At 40.3% G+C, this 18,800-nt stretch carries 13 protein-coding genes and 1 tRNA gene; 7 read left to right on the top strand and 7 right to left on the bottom strand.

Going from position 1 to position 18,800, the window contains the following annotated elements:
• The first annotated feature begins 116 nt into the window (after nt 1-116).
• Nucleotides 117-1,055, top strand: a complete 939-nt coding sequence (locus IQ274_RS22255) for a 1-aminocyclopropane-1-carboxylate deaminase/D-cysteine desulfhydrase (protein ID WP_194143452.1) — start codon at nt 117-119, stop codon at nt 1,053-1,055.
• A gap of 107 nt (nt 1,056-1,162) precedes the next feature.
• Nucleotides 1,163-2,935, top strand: a complete 1,773-nt coding sequence (locus tag IQ274_RS22250; RefSeq protein ID WP_194143451.1) for a GmrSD restriction endonuclease domain-containing protein — start codon at nt 1,163-1,165, stop codon at nt 2,933-2,935.
• A 128-nt stretch (nt 2,936-3,063) separates the two neighbouring features.
• Here the strand turns inward: IQ274_RS22250 and IQ274_RS22245 are convergent, their stop codons facing one another.
• The 3 genes from IQ274_RS22245 to IQ274_RS22235 form a co-directional block, all read right to left on the bottom strand.
• The gene (locus IQ274_RS22245; protein ID WP_194143450.1) at nt 3,064-3,723 is read right to left on the bottom strand and encodes a class I SAM-dependent methyltransferase; all 660 of its coding nucleotides are present in this window, start codon (nt 3,721-3,723) and stop codon (nt 3,064-3,066) included.
• Nucleotides 3,724-4,117: 394 nt separating this feature from the next.
• The gene (locus IQ274_RS22240) at nt 4,118-4,378 is read right to left on the bottom strand and encodes a hypothetical protein (RefSeq protein ID WP_012407382.1); all 261 of its coding nucleotides are present in this window, start codon (nt 4,376-4,378) and stop codon (nt 4,118-4,120) included.
• A 64-nt stretch (nt 4,379-4,442) separates the two neighbouring features.
• Complete coding sequence (locus IQ274_RS22235; protein ID WP_194143449.1) at nt 4,443-4,583, bottom strand: hypothetical protein; 141 nt, start codon at nt 4,581-4,583, stop codon at nt 4,443-4,445.
• A gap of 281 nt (nt 4,584-4,864) precedes the next feature.
• On the opposite strand from IQ274_RS22235, the gene IQ274_RS22230 reads away from it, so the two are divergent.
• Nucleotides 4,865-6,937, top strand: coding sequence for a tetratricopeptide repeat protein (locus IQ274_RS22230; RefSeq protein ID WP_194143448.1), 2,073 nt, complete (start codon nt 4,865-4,867; stop codon nt 6,935-6,937).
• A gap of 28 nt (nt 6,938-6,965) precedes the next feature.
• On the opposite strand, the gene IQ274_RS22225 is transcribed toward IQ274_RS22230, so the two are convergent.
• Nucleotides 6,966-7,766 (bottom strand): hypothetical protein, encoded by an 801-nt coding sequence (locus tag IQ274_RS22225; RefSeq protein ID WP_194143447.1) that lies wholly within the window; start codon nt 7,764-7,766, stop codon nt 6,966-6,968.
• 130 nt (nt 7,767-7,896) lie between these two features.
• Nucleotides 7,897-9,429 carry a DUF1565 domain-containing protein gene (locus IQ274_RS22220; RefSeq protein WP_194143487.1) on the bottom strand — a complete coding sequence of 511 codons (1,533 nt, stop codon included), beginning with the start codon at nt 9,427-9,429 and terminating at the stop codon, nt 7,897-7,899.
• A gap of 415 nt (nt 9,430-9,844) precedes the next feature.
• Here IQ274_RS22220 and IQ274_RS22215 point away from each other — a divergent pair, with 415 nt between their 5' ends.
• Nucleotides 9,845-12,145, top strand: a complete 2,301-nt coding sequence (locus IQ274_RS22215; protein ID WP_228058302.1) for a glycoside hydrolase family 10 protein — start codon at nt 9,845-9,847, stop codon at nt 12,143-12,145.
• 233 nt (nt 12,146-12,378) lie between these two features.
• Here IQ274_RS22215 and IQ274_RS22210 read toward each other — a convergent pair whose 3' ends face one another.
• Together IQ274_RS22210 and IQ274_RS22205 are read right to left on the bottom strand one after the other, a co-directional pair.
• Complete coding sequence (locus IQ274_RS22210; protein ID WP_194143446.1) at nt 12,379-13,254, bottom strand: phosphodiester glycosidase family protein; 876 nt, start codon at nt 13,252-13,254, stop codon at nt 12,379-12,381.
• Between the two features lie 97 nt (nt 13,255-13,351).
• The gene (locus IQ274_RS22205) at nt 13,352-15,520 is read right to left on the bottom strand and encodes a PAS domain S-box protein (protein ID WP_194143445.1); all 2,169 of its coding nucleotides are present in this window, start codon (nt 15,518-15,520) and stop codon (nt 13,352-13,354) included.
• Between the two features lie 282 nt (nt 15,521-15,802).
• Here IQ274_RS22205 and IQ274_RS22200 point away from each other — a divergent pair, with 282 nt between their 5' ends.
• From IQ274_RS22200 to IQ274_RS22190, 3 genes are all read left to right on the top strand, one after another.
• Entirely contained in the window at nt 15,803-16,972 is a 1,170-nt protein-coding gene (locus IQ274_RS22200) for an SDR family NAD(P)-dependent oxidoreductase (RefSeq protein WP_194143444.1), read from the top strand.
• Between the two features lie 5 nt (nt 16,973-16,977).
• Nucleotides 16,978-17,049: transfer RNA gene (locus IQ274_RS22195), tRNA-OTHER, on the top strand.
• Nucleotides 17,050-17,429: 380 nt separating this feature from the next.
• Complete coding sequence (locus IQ274_RS22190) at nt 17,430-18,773, top strand: adenylosuccinate synthase (protein WP_194143443.1); 1,344 nt, start codon at nt 17,430-17,432, stop codon at nt 18,771-18,773.
• The last annotated feature ends 27 nt before the right edge of the window (nt 18,774-18,800 follow it).

The raw sequence follows: 18,800 nt of genomic DNA, 5'->3' as shown, positions 1-18,800 counted from the left end.
AAAGTTTTATTCATTATTTAGATTGATTTACCATTGAATTGCTCAATGTTTATCATTACTTTTATCTTCAATAATGAATGTGAGAAGATGTAAATAATCAGTTAGAATGATTTCGCATGTCTGTAATATTTTTTCCACCTCCCATACAACAAATCAACAGCGAAATCATCCGTAGCGCTGGTGCTGATGTGTATGTACTACGCCTGGATCTCATGCACCCGTGGGTTAACGGCAATAAGTGGTTCAAGCTGAAATACAATCTTTTGGAAGCCAAGGAGAAATATTTTACAACGCTGCTTACTTTTGGCGGCGCTTATTCCAATCACATCTATGCAACTGCGGCGGCTGGTAATCTTTTCGGTTTTCGTACCATCGGCGTAATTCGGGGGGAGAAGACGCTACCACTAAACCCGACACTGAGTTTTGCTGTCCAACAGGGTATGCAGCTTGTGTACATGAACCGCGAAATGTATCGACAGCGCAACACACCAGCGTTAGAAGAATATCTGCAACAACGCTTCGGTGAGGTGTTTATCATTCCCGAAGGCGGGAGTAATTTAAATGGTGTGCGCGGCTGTATGGAGATCATTGGTGATGCGATGGCATTTGATTATATATGCGTAGCCTGCGGTACAGCTACCACACTTACTGGTATTGTGCTTTCATTGCATGAAGGACAAAGAGCGATCGCTTTTCCCGTACTTAAAAATGGCTCATTTCTTGCACAAGAAATCGAAAGTCTGCTGACAAATTACCTCGCCTCTGATTTACCCACACCATCTAACTCTCCCGCTTCTTGGGAATTGGTATGTGATTACCACTTTGGCGGCTATGCAAAGGTGAACGATGAGTTACTACTGTTTAGCCAACAGTTCAGGGAGGAATATGGCATACCTCTTGATTACGTATATACCGCCAAAATGTTTTACGGTGTGATGGATTTACTAAAGCAGGGATTTTTTAGTAAAGGCGATTCGTTGCTGCTCGTACACACAGGAGGCTTACAGGGCAACGTTGGTATTGAAGAAAGATTGCAGAGAGTTTCTAAAATCTGAGTTGCCACTTAATTAAATATCAGTTACCTTTGTATGGAATTTTACTAAAAAAATAAAATTCATACGCCAATCTTGATATTTACTCAAAGTTAAGTAAGGTCAATCCAATGTTTACATACGCTGATCGCATTAAGCCAGATGGTCACAGTATTACTATCTATTTAGAAAATCTCCTAGCTAAAAGGTATCAAATTCCGACTTTTCAACGAGATGTTGTGTGGGAGAAAGAGAATGTTAAAAAACTTTGGGATAGTATTTATAAGTTTTACCCTTTAGGAAGTATTCTAATTTGGAAAACTAACACCAAGCTAGAAAGTCATAGGGAAATAGGTGGTATCAAGTTTGCTGATGATTTTCAATCTAATGAATACCAATACATTTTAGATGGACAACAAAGAACAACTTCTCTTCTAACATCAATATATGGTGGTAACATTGCTAAAAATGAAAATTTTAATCCAACACTATATATAGATTTGACTATTGAACTTATTGATGCTACTAATGACACAAGCTATGCTAAAAGGTTCTTATTCTGGGATGAAATTGATGATAAAAATGGTCAAATAAAAGCTAACCTTGGCAAGAAAAAACGTTATGATGAGAAACTCATTGTTAGTTTAATAGACATTATTAAAAATTACGTAGAAATAGAAAGAAATCTTCATACACTTGGATACGGTGATTTTGAAAATCCTTATATGCAGCAATTGAGAAGGATTAGGGAAGCGTTATATAATTACAAAATTTCTTTTATTGAGTTAAGAGGTATTGAAGTTGCAGAAGTTTGTCAAATATTTGAGCGGATTAATCAAGCTGGCAAACCCTTGGATATCTTTGATATTGTGGTTGCTAAGACTTTTCGTTCTGAAAATAAGACAAATAATATCTCTGGATTCTATCTTCGGGAATTATTCGATAAATTTAAACAAACTATTTCTAATAGTCAATATGCCAATATTGATAATTGGACATTGCTCCAGATGCTAGCTGTAGTAGTAAAACTTGAATTTCCCGATGCAGGAATACAAAATATTACTGATATGTATCTTAATAAGCTAAAAACAGAACATATTGAAGCTGTATGGTCTAATTTTAAAATAGCAGTTGCAAAAACTTTTGATTTCTTTGATAATATTTTACATATTAAAGGTGGAAGATTAATTCCTTACCGATATTTATACCTGACTATTACAGCATACTTTTATCGGAATGATAAACCAGATTATAGTTTTTTAAATAAATATTTTTGGTATTATAGTTTTCATAATGCAGATTTACTAACAAACACTACTCACCTCTGGGAACATATATACTTTGTTAACCAACAAAAGGCTAATAGTACTTACTCATTCAATAAATTTGATATTGATAAGAATTCGATAAGAAAATCTTTCTACAGTTATAGAGGTCGCTTATCCAGAGCAATACTATCACTTTATGCAAACCACAAGCCGCAAGATTGGGCAAAACCTCATAGAGATATTTTGTCTGATGTTTATTATCTGCTAACAGATAAGCCTAACTTACACCATATATTTCCAGTTAACTTTATTAAGCAGAGTGGTATTGCTACTCAAATAGAATGTGACAGCTTGATGAATATTGCCTATTTGTCTCAAATCACTAATTTGAAAATTAGCGATAAAAATCCATTAGATTATCTCAAACAATATGACGAGCCTGATTTAGAAGCAGTGCTACGCTCTCATCTTATACCAACTACTATTCTTGAATGGTCAAGGGCCAATGCACTTCCTGAAAATGCCCTAAGCATTTTTATTGAAGAAAGGATAAATCTCTTATTAGATGCTTTAAAGTTGAAGTTAGAAGGGATTGAATTTAATGTTTTTGATATGAGTAATCGCACAAATAATTAATATTTATCCCTAAATGAAAGATTTTTTATAAAAGAGGGATTGCTGGGCGAAAATATAAATTAGTCTCACAAGCTCGCTCATCTGGGTGAGATATTCATACTTTTATCCAGCAATCTCTAAAAGTTCTTTCACTTGGTCGCTACGCCAATAATATGAGGACTGACAATCGGCAATTGTGTATCAAATCGCTCATAATTAACACTGGCAAAACCAGCATTTTCTAAAGCAATCAAAGTTTCTCTATCTGGATGGCAACCATCACCTATCAATTTCCAAATAGGACGAATTACACTTTGTAATTGTCGCAATACAGTTCCTTTAGGTGCAGCGACGTGTTCAATAAATAAGAAGCGTCCACCTGGTTTGAGTACTCTTAAAATTGCCTGTAATGTATAATCTATATTCGGCACCGAACATAAAACTAAGGTACTAACAACAGTATCTATGCTGTTATCTTCAGCATCTAACCATTCAGCATTACCAATTCTGAGGTCGATGTTTAAGCCTAGTTTTTTAGCTTGTTTTTGAAGATAGGAATGCATGTGGGGGTTTGGCTCGATTCCTATCCAGTGGATATCTTTAGGGTAGTAGGGTAGGTTAGGGCCTGTTCCTGGGCCGATTTCTAATACTTTACCTTGGAGATTTGCAAAAAGAGAACGTTTGCGATCGCCGACGATATTATCATACGTGCTGCTACTTTGAGCCATCATCCAGGCAAAGAAACGTTTACCAAAGTTGGCATAAATCTGATTTGGTGAATCTCCAATAATTTGGTTTACAGTCATCATCTACTTCCTAAAATTTGAGGCTATAAATTATTGCACCAAGCAACTATTTATAGTCTTAAGATACGATAACTTATGTTTCTTTTACCTCACCCATTTGATTCACCTGATGGGGTGATTTTGATTAATATACATACCTAGCGACTTCCCGTAACCTACCACAGAAATAGAAAAAGTGCAGAAGCAGAAGTAGAATTTGCCTATATATAGCAATCCTAAAAAAATGATTCGTCAAAATGTCCAATTATTCTCTCTGCGTTCTCTGCACCTCTGCGGTTAATTTCTTTTTATAAATAATTTATAAATACAAAAATAGCAAAAAGCGTTCCGCAATCGGGAACGCTTTCTTTTAGAAAATTCTATTAAGGTAATATGAATTAAATGCTAGTTGATAAAATTAGGCATGAAGATTTGCTTGTTCCTGTAACCAAGGATCTACAGGTTGTCCATCTTTGCGGCGTAATTCAATTTCCACTACCATCACTTCTTTTGAACCTGGAGGTGCGGGTTTTTTATGGAAAAGAATGTCATAATCTTCTGGATTATGTTTGCGTTCTTTCAACCATTCTTGTACCTTGGTTGTGGCAAAAAATGATTGCCCTTGCTCAAACATTCGGGTAATCTGCAATTGCAGTGTATAAGGATTTAGCCTACCCATTTTCTACCGCCTTTGTTAAGTAAATTTTAGAACAAGTAATCTGTTTATCTTAGATAATCTAATGTTAGTGCGAAGTACGCATACCTGACACTTCACCTATAGGTGCAAATTCCAGTTTTAACACCCTAGCATCTGTAGCCACATCCGAAGGTATTTCGGTATATGGTCTAAGAAAGCCTTGATACTCCTGCAATCTGTCTTCCATAGGTTAATAAACTTTTATTTGTGTTGCTTTAGTTTTCGCCGTCTTTGGCAGTAGTTTGACCTTAGTAATGTTATAATAGTACTTCACAAAAAATAATGTTAAAAACTTGACTGCACTCCAGCACTAAAGTTTTACGTATACGAAGAGACAAGGGAATAGATTAGTTAAGGATTATTCAGAATTTCCCAGTATCTCTATAACATTTCACTACTTAATTCTGTTATAGATTGGAAAGAGGCACGCCGCTTCAAAAACTGACCAACAGACTGAGAATGGTTGTTATGAAGAGCAAAAATCAAGCTGTTTTCGCTTTAATTGTAAAAAGTACTATTGTCTTTTTACCCTTACTATTATCCGTTGGAATTGCCAATGGGCAATCTGCACCATCACCTTCCCCAGCACTAACTCAGACTTCGGTGTTGTCGAATCAGGAACGGGAAGAATTAACACGACTACGAGCAGAAAAGCGAATTCAACAGCAAGTCCAATCTGATTTTAATAGCGCTTTTAGCCGTACAACTATTTTACTCAATGTCTGGCTAGTTATATTAAGCCTATTTCCAGTCGCAATCATTGCTTTATTTTGGCTACTGCGACGGGTGGTAATCCGTGAAATTGTTGATAGAGCGATGCAACAATTACAGGGAATGGAAAAATTACAAAATCAGCTATCTACCGTTAAGCAAGAAGCTGAAAATCTTATTCAAGATGCTAAAAAAATAAATTATGAATTAGAACAAGAAACGGTTAGTTTACAACAAAAAATTAAAGGCGAACAAGAAAATTTATCTACCCTGACATCGGAACTAGATTTAGCTAAGTCACAGGTATTAAGTAGATTAGAAACTCAACTCAAAAAATCTCAAGAAAATATAGAAAATCTAGAGTCTAATTTTGCTTCTGTTGTATCTAAATTAGAGCTTGATGCTCAACAACAAAGAGATGTAGCGCTGGAAAATTTAGGAAATCTAGCATCCGTTCTGTCACAAGAATTATCTAATTTAAAGTTAGGGATACAACAACAGCAACTAGCATTGGCTGATTTAGAAGGCTCAAAGTCTGAGTTCATAACTCAACTTTCTGGATGGCAGTCTGATGCTCAAAACAAAAAGGATATAGTTTTTGAAAGTTTGGCTAAATTGCAATCAGAATTTGCCGATAATTTATCAGAATTACAGGTAGATGCTCACCACAGAAAAGAGATTGCATTTGAGAGTTTAGGAAAATTAGATAATGAATTGAAAGCTCAGTTATCAGAACTACAGGCGGATGCTCAGGAGCAAAAAAATAAAATTTTTGAGAATTTAGCAGCATTGCAGTCAGAGTTTGCTGAACAACTATCTGAATTACAATTAGATGCTCAAAAGCGCAAAGAGTTAATTATTGAAAATTTAGAAAAAGCTGGTTCTGAATTTAGTTCGCAATTTTCAGAATTACAATGGAATGCTCAACAACAAAAAATTCTCATTTTGGAGAAGTTAGAAAGATTAGAAACTGAGTTTGTCTCTCAACTCTCTGAGTTACAATTGGATGCCGAAGAAAGAAAGGATCTTATTCTTCAAGAACTAACTGAAATTACACCTGAATCTATCTTAGAAGCGGTGAATTATGAAGTTAAGGAAGAAAAAGAAATAGAGGAACAGCCACAAAAACCAGAATTGACTGCTGAGGAGTATGTAAAGGAGGGAGATGAGCTGTTTTCTAAAAGGCGCTATGAAGATGCGATCGCAGCTTACAACCAAGCGGTTAAAATTCAACCTGATGAATCTGTGGCTTGGTTAAAACGAGGTCTAACTCTCGGAAGGCTGAAACGCTATAAAGATGCGATCGCATCTTATGATCGAGCTATTCAGATTCAACCAGATTACCATCAAGCTTGGTGCGATCGCGGCGTTGCTTTTGGGAAATTACAACAGCATCAGCAAGCCTTTGCTTCATTCGAGAAAGCTACACAAATCAAGCCTGATGATGCAGTCGCTTGGTTAAATTGCGGTCTTTCTCTCGTAGCATTGGAAAAATATGAAGAGGCAATAGTATCTTTTGATAAAGCGCTGGAATTCCAACCTAATTCTCCCAAAATCTGGGATAAACGCGGTTATACCTTGGTAAGATTGGGACGCGATGATGAAGCGATCGCTAGTTTTAACAAAACTTTAGAAATTAAGCCAGATTATGCAAGTGCCTATTACAACAAAGCAGCTTGTTACGCACTGCAAAGAGAAGTTGAACTATCTCTGGCAACTCTGAAACAAGCAATTGAACTTGATCCCAGGTATAAAGAAGACGCAGCAACTGACCTAGATTTTGATGATATTGCCGATGATGAGCGCTTTAAGCAGTTAGTTGCGGAGTAGAAAGTTATTTGTCATTTGTCATTTGTCATTAATGCTTCCCCTGCTCCCCCTGCCTCCCCTGCTCCCCATGCTCCCCTACTCCCCCATCTGGCGGATTTTGTTCGCTAGACATCGCTTTGAGTTTAGATGTAAAAGACTCAGAGCGATCGCTTTTTTCTGGGGTAAATTGCCCAATCGGGGCATGAATAGCAGCAGGCGGCAGCAGTTTTGGCTGTCGTTGAGAATTGCTTGGTGATGGGAGAGGCGGCGGGCTTTCTTGTAAGGCTTGCCTTTGGCTAACAGCAGACGATAGCTGAAGGGTTGCCGAAGAAGCAAATTTTCCAGAAAGGGGAGACTTGAGAACAGTTTTATTGTCCCTAGCTTCCTCCTTTACTTCTTCATCTAAAGATGTCTTTTGCTCGTAACTTTTCAGTTGTAGAGTTGCAGTATTGCTTTTTTGATAGCCGTTACGAATCTTCGCAGGTGGTAATTGAGGACTCGTGACTCTCTCCACAATGGGGTTTCTCTTGACTAGCGGTAAGCTTGGAGCAGGCGATGAGGTTAAGCTTTGGGGAAATTTGCTACAAATCATGCGTTCAAATTCCATATTGAAATGATATGTAGCCTGATCCCGGCGCTGCCAAAATACTAAAATTTGCTGCACCGAAACTGCTTTATAACGGCCTTGATATAGTGCCTCAATTACTGCCAGGTGTAGCCAATTCAGTGGGTATTGCGTTTGCCAACGCTCAACTAGCTCATTGGCACTATAGCCACTGAGATCAAAACTATAATTAATTAATAAAGCGATCGCCAAGTTGGCAGAAGTATCTGGGAGTGTTGTTAACATGGGGCTATTAGCTTTCGGCAATAGGTCTTAAGATTCTTCACCCATCGCATATTAGCCTAGCGTGCTTTTAACTACATGGTTTTTTTCCAATGAGTACAAAGCCGATAAGCAGTGTTTCCTATTCTACTTGTCAACTTCTAGAATGCAACCCTACATAGAATGATTTAATCGCAGATGTTCGCCCAATGGCAACTAATGCTTGATAAACCATTGCTGCAACTTCGGCGCGTGTAGCCAAACGTAAAGGTGCAAGTAGTTGGGGATCTGGGTAATTAACGATGATTTTTTGTTGTGTAGCAGTGGCTACGGCTTTTCGGGCGTAGTCGGGAATGGTATGCCGATCGCTATATACTTCTAAAATATCGCTATCAATAGCTGCTAGTCCCAGTCCGTTTACTAGGGAGACAATCACCTGTAGCCGTTGGACATGTTGATTGGGGCGAAAAGTGCGATCGCTAAATCCGCCAACAAAGCCACCACTAGCCGCCACTTGGATAGCGCTATAAGCCCAAAAATCCTTGGGTACATCCGTAAAATCGGGTGCTGAGATTTTGGGAAATGGGTTAAAGGCGATCGCTACCAGAGATGCATACTGGGCGCGAGTCATGGGTTGATCTGGCTGGTAGCTACCATCGGCAAAACGATGGGTTAAATCCATGCTTACTAATGCCTGGATAAATGGTTCTGCCCAATGTGCATCTATTTGAACAGGCGCGGGGAGTTTTGGAGATGGGGATGGTGCCGGAGCCTCAGATAAATTAGTGCTAACCGCTACTGGATTGGCTGGGATCAATTCTGCCAACCCCTTGACTAGAGAAGGATTCAAATCATTACCTACGGAAATTAGCTTTTGTTTAGTAGCATTATACAAATCAAATTCATTATTATCACTAAAAATATTATCAGCAGAATCTTGGGTATTGCCTAAATCAGGAATTGCATTGCCATTGACTAATAGACCACCTTGGGTATTTTTAGTAATGAGGTTTTGACGCAGTACAGGTTGGGCGTTGCGAGAAAGTGCGATCGCAGTGCGATTTTCTGATAATTTGTTATTTGCGATCGTCGGAGTAGAAAAGTCACTAATTGCTATACCTAAAGGGTTTCTTTCAAATAAATTACGCAGTACTTTTCCCTGGCTATGACCTGCTATCACCAACCCGCTAGCAGTATTTTGCACAAATATGTTATCTAAAATTTCGGGTTTGGCTGTGCCAGTGGTAAACACGCCTTCTCGCCCACAGTCCCTCAAAGTATTATTAGCTAAAGTAGGTGCAGCCGATTCAATCCAGATACCAGTACCTTTAGCTGAGGGATTAGTGACAGTCACACCTAAAAGACTGGCATCATCTAGCAAGAGCAGCGTAATATTTTGTATACCAAAGCTGGGACTTTCATACTCACCACTCCCGGAAATTACAATCCCTGCACCTTTGTTTGCTTCGTTGCCCATCACTGTTGTCTCTTCAGGGATAATCAGTGGGAACACCTCACCATTAGCAGCGCTGTAAGTCCCCGGCTCAAGATGAATTATCGTCGGGATTTTGGTTATTTTTAAGGCACGGCTGAGGCTTTTAAACGGACTCAACCGTGAACCAGTATTGGTATCATTCCCTGTCATAGGGTTGATATAGAGTGTGACGACGAGGGTAGAGTTCACCATTGATAGTTGAGAGTCAATTGTTTTAATTATGACAATCATAAATAACACTACTTGTAGCAAACTTTTTGAAAGTAGTATGACTGTGTATAGAAAATATATCCACGTTACTTTTTCTTGCAAGCAGATAATCTCTACACACAAGTTATAGACTCTCATGCAACATTCCGAGTTCTCATCTCGGCCTTTGGTATTCCCAGGTTAAAAGACCACGCTTATCACCCCGAACATCTGAGGGAGGAGTTAAAGAAGGTTTATCCTCAAAAATCAGGTTTGAATTTTCGGCACAACGTATTTGGCACTACTAACTCTATAACTGCGTCAAGCGTCTTGCAGCTAAATTACTGTATCAGTTTTCCTGGTGTAGCAATTTAACATTTATATGGAATGAAATTTAAGCAATTAGTAACCAGAAGTAATGACAACTAAGTTTTGGGAAAAAAGCATAGGAATTACTGCGACTCTAACCAACTTACTATTAAACCCCGTGCGTAGATGCTTACTTTTATGCCGCAGCAAGTTACGTAAAGCGCCTGATGGAGTTGCGGCTAGTCGCCAGACATCGCCTTTCATTCATCAAGGTTGGTGGCTTTTAAGGAAGCGTCTGCTGCCATTATTATTTTTGATATCATTCGTTGCTGTATTCCTACTCAACAGCTTTGCTCCTGCTATTGCCCAACTGCCTCCTCAACCTCGTCAAGAAATTCGGGGGGTGTGGCTCAGTGGTAACGATTTTAGCGTTTTTCGAAATCGCTCCAAGGTGCAAGCAGCCATGAGCCAACTGCGGAAGTTAAACTTTAACACTGTTTATCCAGTGGTGTGGAACGATGGCTATACACATTACCCCAGTGCCATCATGCAAAAAATGGGTATTCCCTTCTTCTTCAAGGGAACAGATGGACAAGATGTGATTGCAGACATTATCAGCCAAGCGCGCAGAGAAGGATTATTAGCAATACCTTGGTTTGAATTTGGTTTCATGGTTCCCTTAACTTCAGAACTTGCATCCCAGCATCCAGATTGGTTGACACAAAAGCGGGATGGGACTCAAACTTCAATTAGTGCTGCGGGTGAAGTGGCGTGGTTGAATCCGTTTCACCCCGAAGTGCAAAAGTTGCTCACTGAACTCGTGATGGAAGTCATTACTCAATACGATGCTGATGGCGTTCAATTTGACGACCATACGAGTTTACCTGTGGATTTTGGTTACGATAAATACACAATTGCTCTATATACTCAAGAAACCGGTAATCCTCCTCCACCTAATCCCCAAGCCCAAGCATGGAAAAGATGGCGGGCAGATAAAATCACTGCATTCATGGTAAACCTCTACCAAACCGTGAAAGCTCAAAAACCGAACGCTATCTTCTCAGTTTCTCCTGTTGATTCGGAATACGCCTATAAGGTGCAACTGCAAGACTGGCTCAACTGGGTACGGTTGGGTATTGTCGATGAGTTAGTTATGCAGGTGTACCGTAATGATTTGGCAAGTTTTATCAGTCAAATTACCCGCCCAGACATTTTAGAAACCCAAAAAATTATCCCAACAGGTATCGGTATTTTAGCGGGGTTACGAAATCGCCCAGTCTCTATGTCACAAATCCAACCCCAAGTAGAAGCAGCGCAACAACGGGGTTTAGGTATCGGGTTTTTCTACTACGAAAGCCTTTGGGATATTGCGCCTGAACCAGCAGCGCAACGCCAGTCAGCATTTGCGGCTCTTTTTCCCAACCCAGCGTTACGCGATATCTCGCAAAATATACCCCGCCAGCCAAGTTTTGATACCATATCCTTACCTTTGTACACAAAACCTTCCTTGGGTCAACGTGTTCGCGGCTATTTTTTGGAAATGGCGATCGCAAATGGGCAACCAAGACGTATCTTATTAGATACAGGTTCAGCAGGGCTGCGAGTTCCCAAAGAGTTTTTAGGTAATGCTCCTATCCGCAGAACGGGACAAAATATCAAGGAGGTATTAAGTGATGGGACTATCCTGGAAGGAGAATTAGTTTATACGAACATCCGCTTTGGTTTGCTTCCCGCCGCAGAACCCGTTCCGGTACAGGTTGTTACCAGTCGTCAATGTACTGCCCAAAAGCCTAATTGTTCAGCAAAGAATGGTGTGCCATTTTCCGGGATTATCGGTGTCAACTATTTTGAAAAGTCACTTCCCTATAATCCGTTGAGAAAATTACCAGGCAATTTGAGTAACGGATTTATTGTTACGGGAAATGGTGGTAATAACAATAATGGCAGCCTAATTCTCGGTTTAACTGCTGATAATCAAGCAGGTTTCAAAATGGCTCCTTGGAATAAACAAAGCGAAATTAATGGTGTACCTGGTAACAGATGGGACTCTCAATTGAGCAAAGTTTGTTTAACTATTGCTGGGAGTTCTGCTAAAAATCTTTGTAACGGCAAAATGATTGCTGATACTGGAACTATTAATGGTTTGACTGAATTCAAGTCAGCTTCTACAGCAGGTAAGCTCAAACCAGGCGTATTACGTTCAGCGAATGCTGTAAAAGTAGCAATTAATGGCATTTTTGATTACAGCTTGACACCAGGAACCCGCGACGGATTTAATCGCTGGAATTTAAGTATTTCGCCACAATCAGAACTTCCTACATTTGTAAATACTGGCATCGCATTTTTTGATAAATACGATGTCCTCTTTGACCAAGTTAATGGAAGACAGGGTTTTCGCACTCGGCGGTAAGATGAAAGTAAAAATTTGTTCCCTCACCTAATGTTCAAAACTAGTGGTCTATCGCATTAATTCTGATAGCTGAATCAAATTTAAATTTCTTTTCTTTCCTTCTTCCTTCTCTGCGAGACGCTGCGCGAATGCGCTCTTTGCGTCCTTCTCTAACGAGACGCTGCGCGTAGCTTGCTTCCCTGAAGGGGTATGCGGTTCGTTATCTTATCCCTCAAAATTAATGCGATAAACCACTAGTTTTCCTGAACCAGCAAAACTGACTTCACGGGACGCTTGATAAAATTTCCCTCCAAATCAACCTTCCCGTAAAAGGTTTTGCCATTGTAATAAAGCGAAGACGAACTCCCTCCATCCAAATTCATCGCTTTATCAGCTCCAAGAGTTTTCATAAAATTAGCTAGTGCTGGCAAGGATATCCCATTAGCACGAGCAGACAGTTTTTGAGCCACCATAACTAAAACAATGCTGCCATCACGAGTAATGCCTACGGCAGTTCTGGCGTTGGGTTGCTTGCTGCCAAGTGCATCTCGTTTATTGACATTATCTACAAAACCTTCTTTTTCTAAAGTGAGTTCTGGTAATAGGCTTGGCCCTGCGCCTATGGCATCCACTAACTGACAACCGACTGGCTGTGACGCACTGTGCAGCTCAATATCATAGCGAATATTCTGTCCACATGAGTAACGGCGAAATTCTGTGCGATTGAAAATTTGACTTAGGTAAGATTTTAAGCTGGGATTGTTCACCAGGCGATCGTTTTCCTTGGGGTCAGCCACCACCTTTCCTTGTATGACAACATAAGATGTAGTTTTTTGGTTGGCTGGGTCAAAAAAGCCTGCATTCAAGATAGCTACGGCTCTATGTTTTTGGGCAAATTCCTCTACTGTGGCTACCTTTTGTGATAGTGCAGGAGTTACCAAAAATTTGCTATTAGCTGGAATCAACAAAATGTGAGCCATGCCTTGGGGCAAAGTGCGCTCGAAGTAGCGGATAGTTTTTGGTGGTGAAGATGCAACAGTTGATATTGAGGGTGTTGAGGAACGCAAATTAAACCACAACACCATTGCCAAACTAATTAATATCAAAGCCAGTAGTTTGATTTTCCTCACATTTAAACTCACTTGCGGTTAGCTCAAAAAAGTTAATTTAGTTGAAATACTTTAAGCTGAAAAATAAGTGATTAACTTTAATTAGATAATGAATCAGTTAGCCATCTCCTGTAACTGATTCCAATTCTGGAGATAGTAAAGATGTGTCTCTAAATGTTGAGGCAGGCAAGTACACTGTAAATTGAGTTCCTCTACCTATCTGACTGTAAACATTGACAAAACCACCGTGATTCTTAATGATACCCAACGCCGTAGAAAGTCCTAAACCTGTACCTTTGCCTATCTCTTTGGTGGTAAAAAATGGTTCAAAAATCCGTTTCTGGACTTCCGACGACATCCCCATTCCGGTATCAGTCACCACGATCGCAACATAAGAACCCACTTTAGCATCAATACTGATCTGGGCAGAATGTTCACCAATCACCAGATTTTCTGCCGCAATCCTCAATTTACCGCCATTGGGCATGGCATCGCGGGCATTAACTACTAAATTTATCAGCACCTGATGTATTTGAGTTATGTCCCCACGAACGTACCACAGGTTTTTAGGAATATCTGCCTGACAGATAATCGATTTGGGGAATGTTTGAGCGATAATTTGCTCAATTTCTGCCATCAAAGGCTGAATTTGCACAATTGTCCGTTTGCCTTCAATACCTCGTGCAAAAGACAACACTTGCTTGAGCAAATTAGCACCGCGTTTCACATTACTTTCTAAAGTTTGCAGTATTTGCTGACTCTGCGAATCGGGCAATTTCTTCTGCAACAGTTGAACTGACATTAAAATTGGGGATAGTATATTGTTGAGATCGTGGACAATACCGCCAGCTAACGTACCTATACTCTCCAAACGTTGCGATCGCAGAAGTTGAGCTTCTAGTTGTTTCTGCTGCGTAATCTCGGTGTTCACACTCAAAATGGACTTAGTTTGTCCATGATCATCTCGGATCAGTATCCACCGACTTTCAACGATAATTACTTTACCTTCCTTTGTCAGTTGATGCAACTCACCGCGCCACTCACCTGTATTCATCACCTTCAAGTAAGCATCTTCTAGCTGTAGTGAAATATCTTTATACAAAAGTTGCAAAACATTCTTACCCACAACTTCCTCAGCCTTCCAGCCATAAAGACGTTCAGCACCTTGATTCCAAAACAATATTTGGTTGTGGATATTTCGTACCAAAATACCCTCAGTTGATACATCCAGCAGCAATCCTTGTTCACGGATTTTCTGTTCTGCCTGTTTTTGCTGGGTTATATCTCGCATCAGTGCCAAATGAATGAATGTACCATCAGATTCGTTACGCAGTGGTACAGCATAAGTTTCCATGTAGCGACGAGTACCTTTAAATCCGACAATTTCAAACTCCAAAGTCCCCTTGTTACCTTGGCAGATACTTTTATGCAAGTCGGCAAAAGCTGCTCTATACTCTGGCACAATTACGGCATCAATTGGTTTACCAATCAATACATCAGGACTTTCTACTTCCATCATTGCCAATCCTTCTGCATTAATTTCTAAAAGGGTGCCATCCCTAGCAATCAATTTAATACATTCTGGTTCTGCATCTATCATGGCTCGTAAACGGTTTTCGCTTTGGCGTAGGGCCAGTTCCGTCTGCTGAAGTTGCCTGATATAACGCCATAACAAATCATACAGCAGCGCCACCAGCACCAAATCCACAATCGCAGCGATAAAAAATGTCACTATTGCCTTTTGGGAACTTGCTTGCGACTGCTGCATTCCCTGCTGTAATAATTTTTGCTCTACCTCTAAAGAGTCGTAAATCAGCTGTTGAATTTCTTTGCTGCTTTGGTTATCTTTATCAGATAATATTCGCTGCCGAACTGCTTCAAACCCTTGGTTTTGTCTGAGATAAATCTCTTGTTGTAGAATGTTGAGCCTACTGGTAATTTTCGGCTCCAACAAAGAAATCCACTGCTGCTTTTGATGGTTGTCGGCAGTTAATTTACGAAGAATCTGAATATGGCGATTAATTTGTTGATAAGCTGCAAGATAAGTTTTTAGATCATCTGCATCTGCTGTAATTAGATAACTACGTTGTGCAGTTTCAGTATCTTTGAGTAGAGATTGGATACTTTCAACTTGGGTAATAACTTTATATGAGGATGTCACCCGTTGCTGGTTGTGAATCAGCTTAACAGTGTTGTTATAAGAGACTACAGCATTAGTAAATACAACTGCCAATGCTAAAACGAATATTGCTTTTAGTTTTTGAACTCTATACCATTTTTTGACCATGCGTTCGCCCTTTCTGCCGCAGATGCCCTCCATCAGTTAAAATTAAACATTAAAAACAAATACTGAGAATAATTTAAGGATTTTAATAACACAAGTAAGAAATTACAATCTGTTATAGTCGTAAATATCTGGATTTTTTGGGATGATGATTTATACATAATAGTCACAAATAAATCCGCTAATTTTTAAGATAAATTCATTTTTACAGTAATTTGGGCAATGCAGTTTAATCAGATAAGTTTTCTATTAACAGAGAGTAGGCAATAATACCAAAAATGGCTAATGACCAAACTACCACGTTGCATTGTCTGCAAGACAACTTTTTTACAGGGTCATAGCTTTTACACTGGACTCTGTGTTGAATGTGGAAATCTTAACTTCAGCAAGCGTCAGCAAAGTGCTGATTTACGGGGTATGATTGCCGTTGTCACAGGAGCCAGGGTAAAGATTGGTCATGGGGTAGCATTGAGACTGTTGCGAGATGGTGCGACTGTGATTGTAACAAGCCGTTTTCCCCATGACGCGGCAAAAAGGTACGCAGCAGAGCCAGATTTTCGAGAATGGCAACATCGGTTGCAGATTTACGGACTCGATTTGCGCCATCTCCACAGTGTTGAGCAATTTACCCAACACATTTGTAAGTTTTACCAGCGACTCGACATTATTATCAATAATGCGGCACAAACAGTGCGTCGTCCGCCAGCGTTTTATCATCATTTAATTGAGTTTGAATCACTGTCTTTCGGGGAACTACCGCCAGAAATACAGGTGTTAGTAGGCCATAATCATGCGGTGAACCCTGAAAATTCTGCACTATTAGCTAGTACAGAAGAAAAAGAAGCCACATTTACCAAAAATTCTGCTTTCCTGTCCCAAATTCCTTTGATTCCCGAAGACATCGGAGATAATTCGGCTGATTTCCCTCTAGAAGGGTATACCGATGATGAGCAACAACTTGACTTGCGTCCCTTTAATAGCTGGCTGATGAAGGATGATGAAGTCAGTATTTTAGAATTATTGGAAGTGCATATAATTAATGCGATCGCTCCATTTGTCATTAACAGTAGACTCAAGCGATTAATGAGCAACTACAAAGAAACTAATAAATACATCATTAATGTTTCTTCAATGGAAGGGCGATTTAACGATGTTGACAAACCTTGGCGACATCCCCACACCAATATGGCCAAGGCTGCTCTCAATCAAATGACCCGTACTTGTGCCAAAGAATACGCCAAACATCGTATTTTTATGAATGCAGTAGACCCTGGATGGATTAGCTTCCAACACCCCTATCATCAAGCAAAATCCATGCAAGAACGTGGCGTTTATCCTCCCTTTGATGTCAATGATGCTGCTGCACGCATTTGCGACCCAATTTATCTAGGAATTAACCAAGGTAAAACACCTTTTGCTAGATTATTTAAAGACTATACAGAAATAGACTGGTAATTTATGGCAGTGTAGCTTAATGGTAAAGCGTCCGCCGTTCAACGCGAAAGACAGCCGTTCGATTCGGTTCGCTGCCCCAGCAACGTAGTTCAAAAAGTAGAATTCCTTGGAGTATACCAGGAGATACGGGTGCAATTCCCGTCGTTGCCCTTTTTGCGAGAGTAAAATGGTGAGTCTGTTTAATCAAAAATCTAAAACCCACCCCAATACTGCTCGGGTTTTGCATTTTTAACTCGGAATTGGATTTGGGGAAAAGGTTAAAGGTTTTTTCTTTCCCTTTTCCCCCGCCCCTTATCCCCAGAGGGGACCCCACCTTCCCCTTTTCCCCAAAACCCGACAAGTATTGAAACCCACCCCTAAATACCCCAATAAGTTGGCAGATTTTGATTATTGACACGATCCACATAATATGTTAATAATTATAGTTTGTGGAAACTTTACTTCTTAATATAAGCTCTTGGCTAACGTCATTGTCATAGGTGCCCAATGGGGCGATGAAGGAAAAGGTAAAATAACTGACTTACTCAGCCGTTCCGCAGATGTTGTGGTACGTTACCAAGGGGGTGTCAATGCTGGACACACGATTGTAGTTAAAGGTCAGACCTTTAAACTACACTTGATTCCCTCTGGTATTTTGTATCCAAATACCGATTGTATTATCGGCTGTGGAACAGTAATCGATCCACAGATTTTGATTGCAGAACTCGACCAACTAAAAGAACTAAATATTTCCACTGACCACCTGCTGATATCTGAGACAGCCCACGTAACGATGCCTTATCATCGGTTGATTGACCAGGCATCTGAAGAACGACGGGGAAGCCATAAGATCGGAACAACAGGTCGGGGCATTGGGCCGACTTATGCTGATAAATCTGAACGTACAGGCATCCGAGTTTTAGACTTGATGAACCCGGATGAGCTACGTGAGCAGTTAGAGTGGACGATTAATTATAAAAACGTCATTTTAGAAAAGCTTTACAACTTGCCGCCTCTAGATCCACAAGAGGTTATTGAGCAGTATTTGGGGTATGCAGAACGCTTGCGACCTCACGTTGTTGATACATCGTTAAAAATATCCGATGCGATTCAGCGACGGCGCAATATTTTGTTTGAAGGCGCACAAGGTACGCTCCTTGACTTAGATCATGGAACTTATCCTTATGTCACCTCCTCTAATCCTGTTGCTGGGGGGGCTTGCGTTGGTACAGGGGTAGGGCCGACAATGATTGACCGGGTAATTGGCGTGTCGAAAGCCTACACAACGCGGGTGGGAGAGGGGCCATTTCCCACGGAATTGGATGGAGAGTTAGGAGAATTGTTGTGCGATCGCGGTGCCGAATTTGGCACAACCACCGGACGCAAACGGCGCTGTGGCTGGTTTGATGCGGTCATTGGTCGCTATGCCGTGCGGATTAATGGCATGGATTGTATGGCGCTGACCAAACTGGATGTCCTCGATGAATTAGAGGAAATTCAAGTTTGTGTAGCTTATGACATAGATGGTCAACGTAGCGAACACTTCCCCACCAGTTCTCGTCAATTTGCGAGATGTCGCCCCATCTACAAAACCTTACCAGGGTGGAAAGTGTCAACAACTCAATGCCGCACCCTGGAAGACTTGCCACAGCAAGCACTGGACTATCTAAAATTCCTCGCTGAATTAATGGAAGTCCCGATCGCGATCGTCTCACTAGGAGCAAGCCGCGATCAAACAATAATCGTAGAAGACCCCATCCACGGGCCCAAACGCGCTTTATTGCAGGCTGACGGCACACCTGCTACCTTGCTAAGTGCGTAAATTAGTCATTGGTCATTAGTCATTGGT

The sequence above is a fragment of the Nostoc sp. LEGE 12447 genome, from assembly GCF_015206985.1.
Lineage (GTDB): Bacteria > Cyanobacteriota > Cyanobacteriia > Cyanobacteriales > Nostocaceae > Nostoc.
This window is presented reverse-complemented; position numbering and strand designations above follow the sequence as displayed.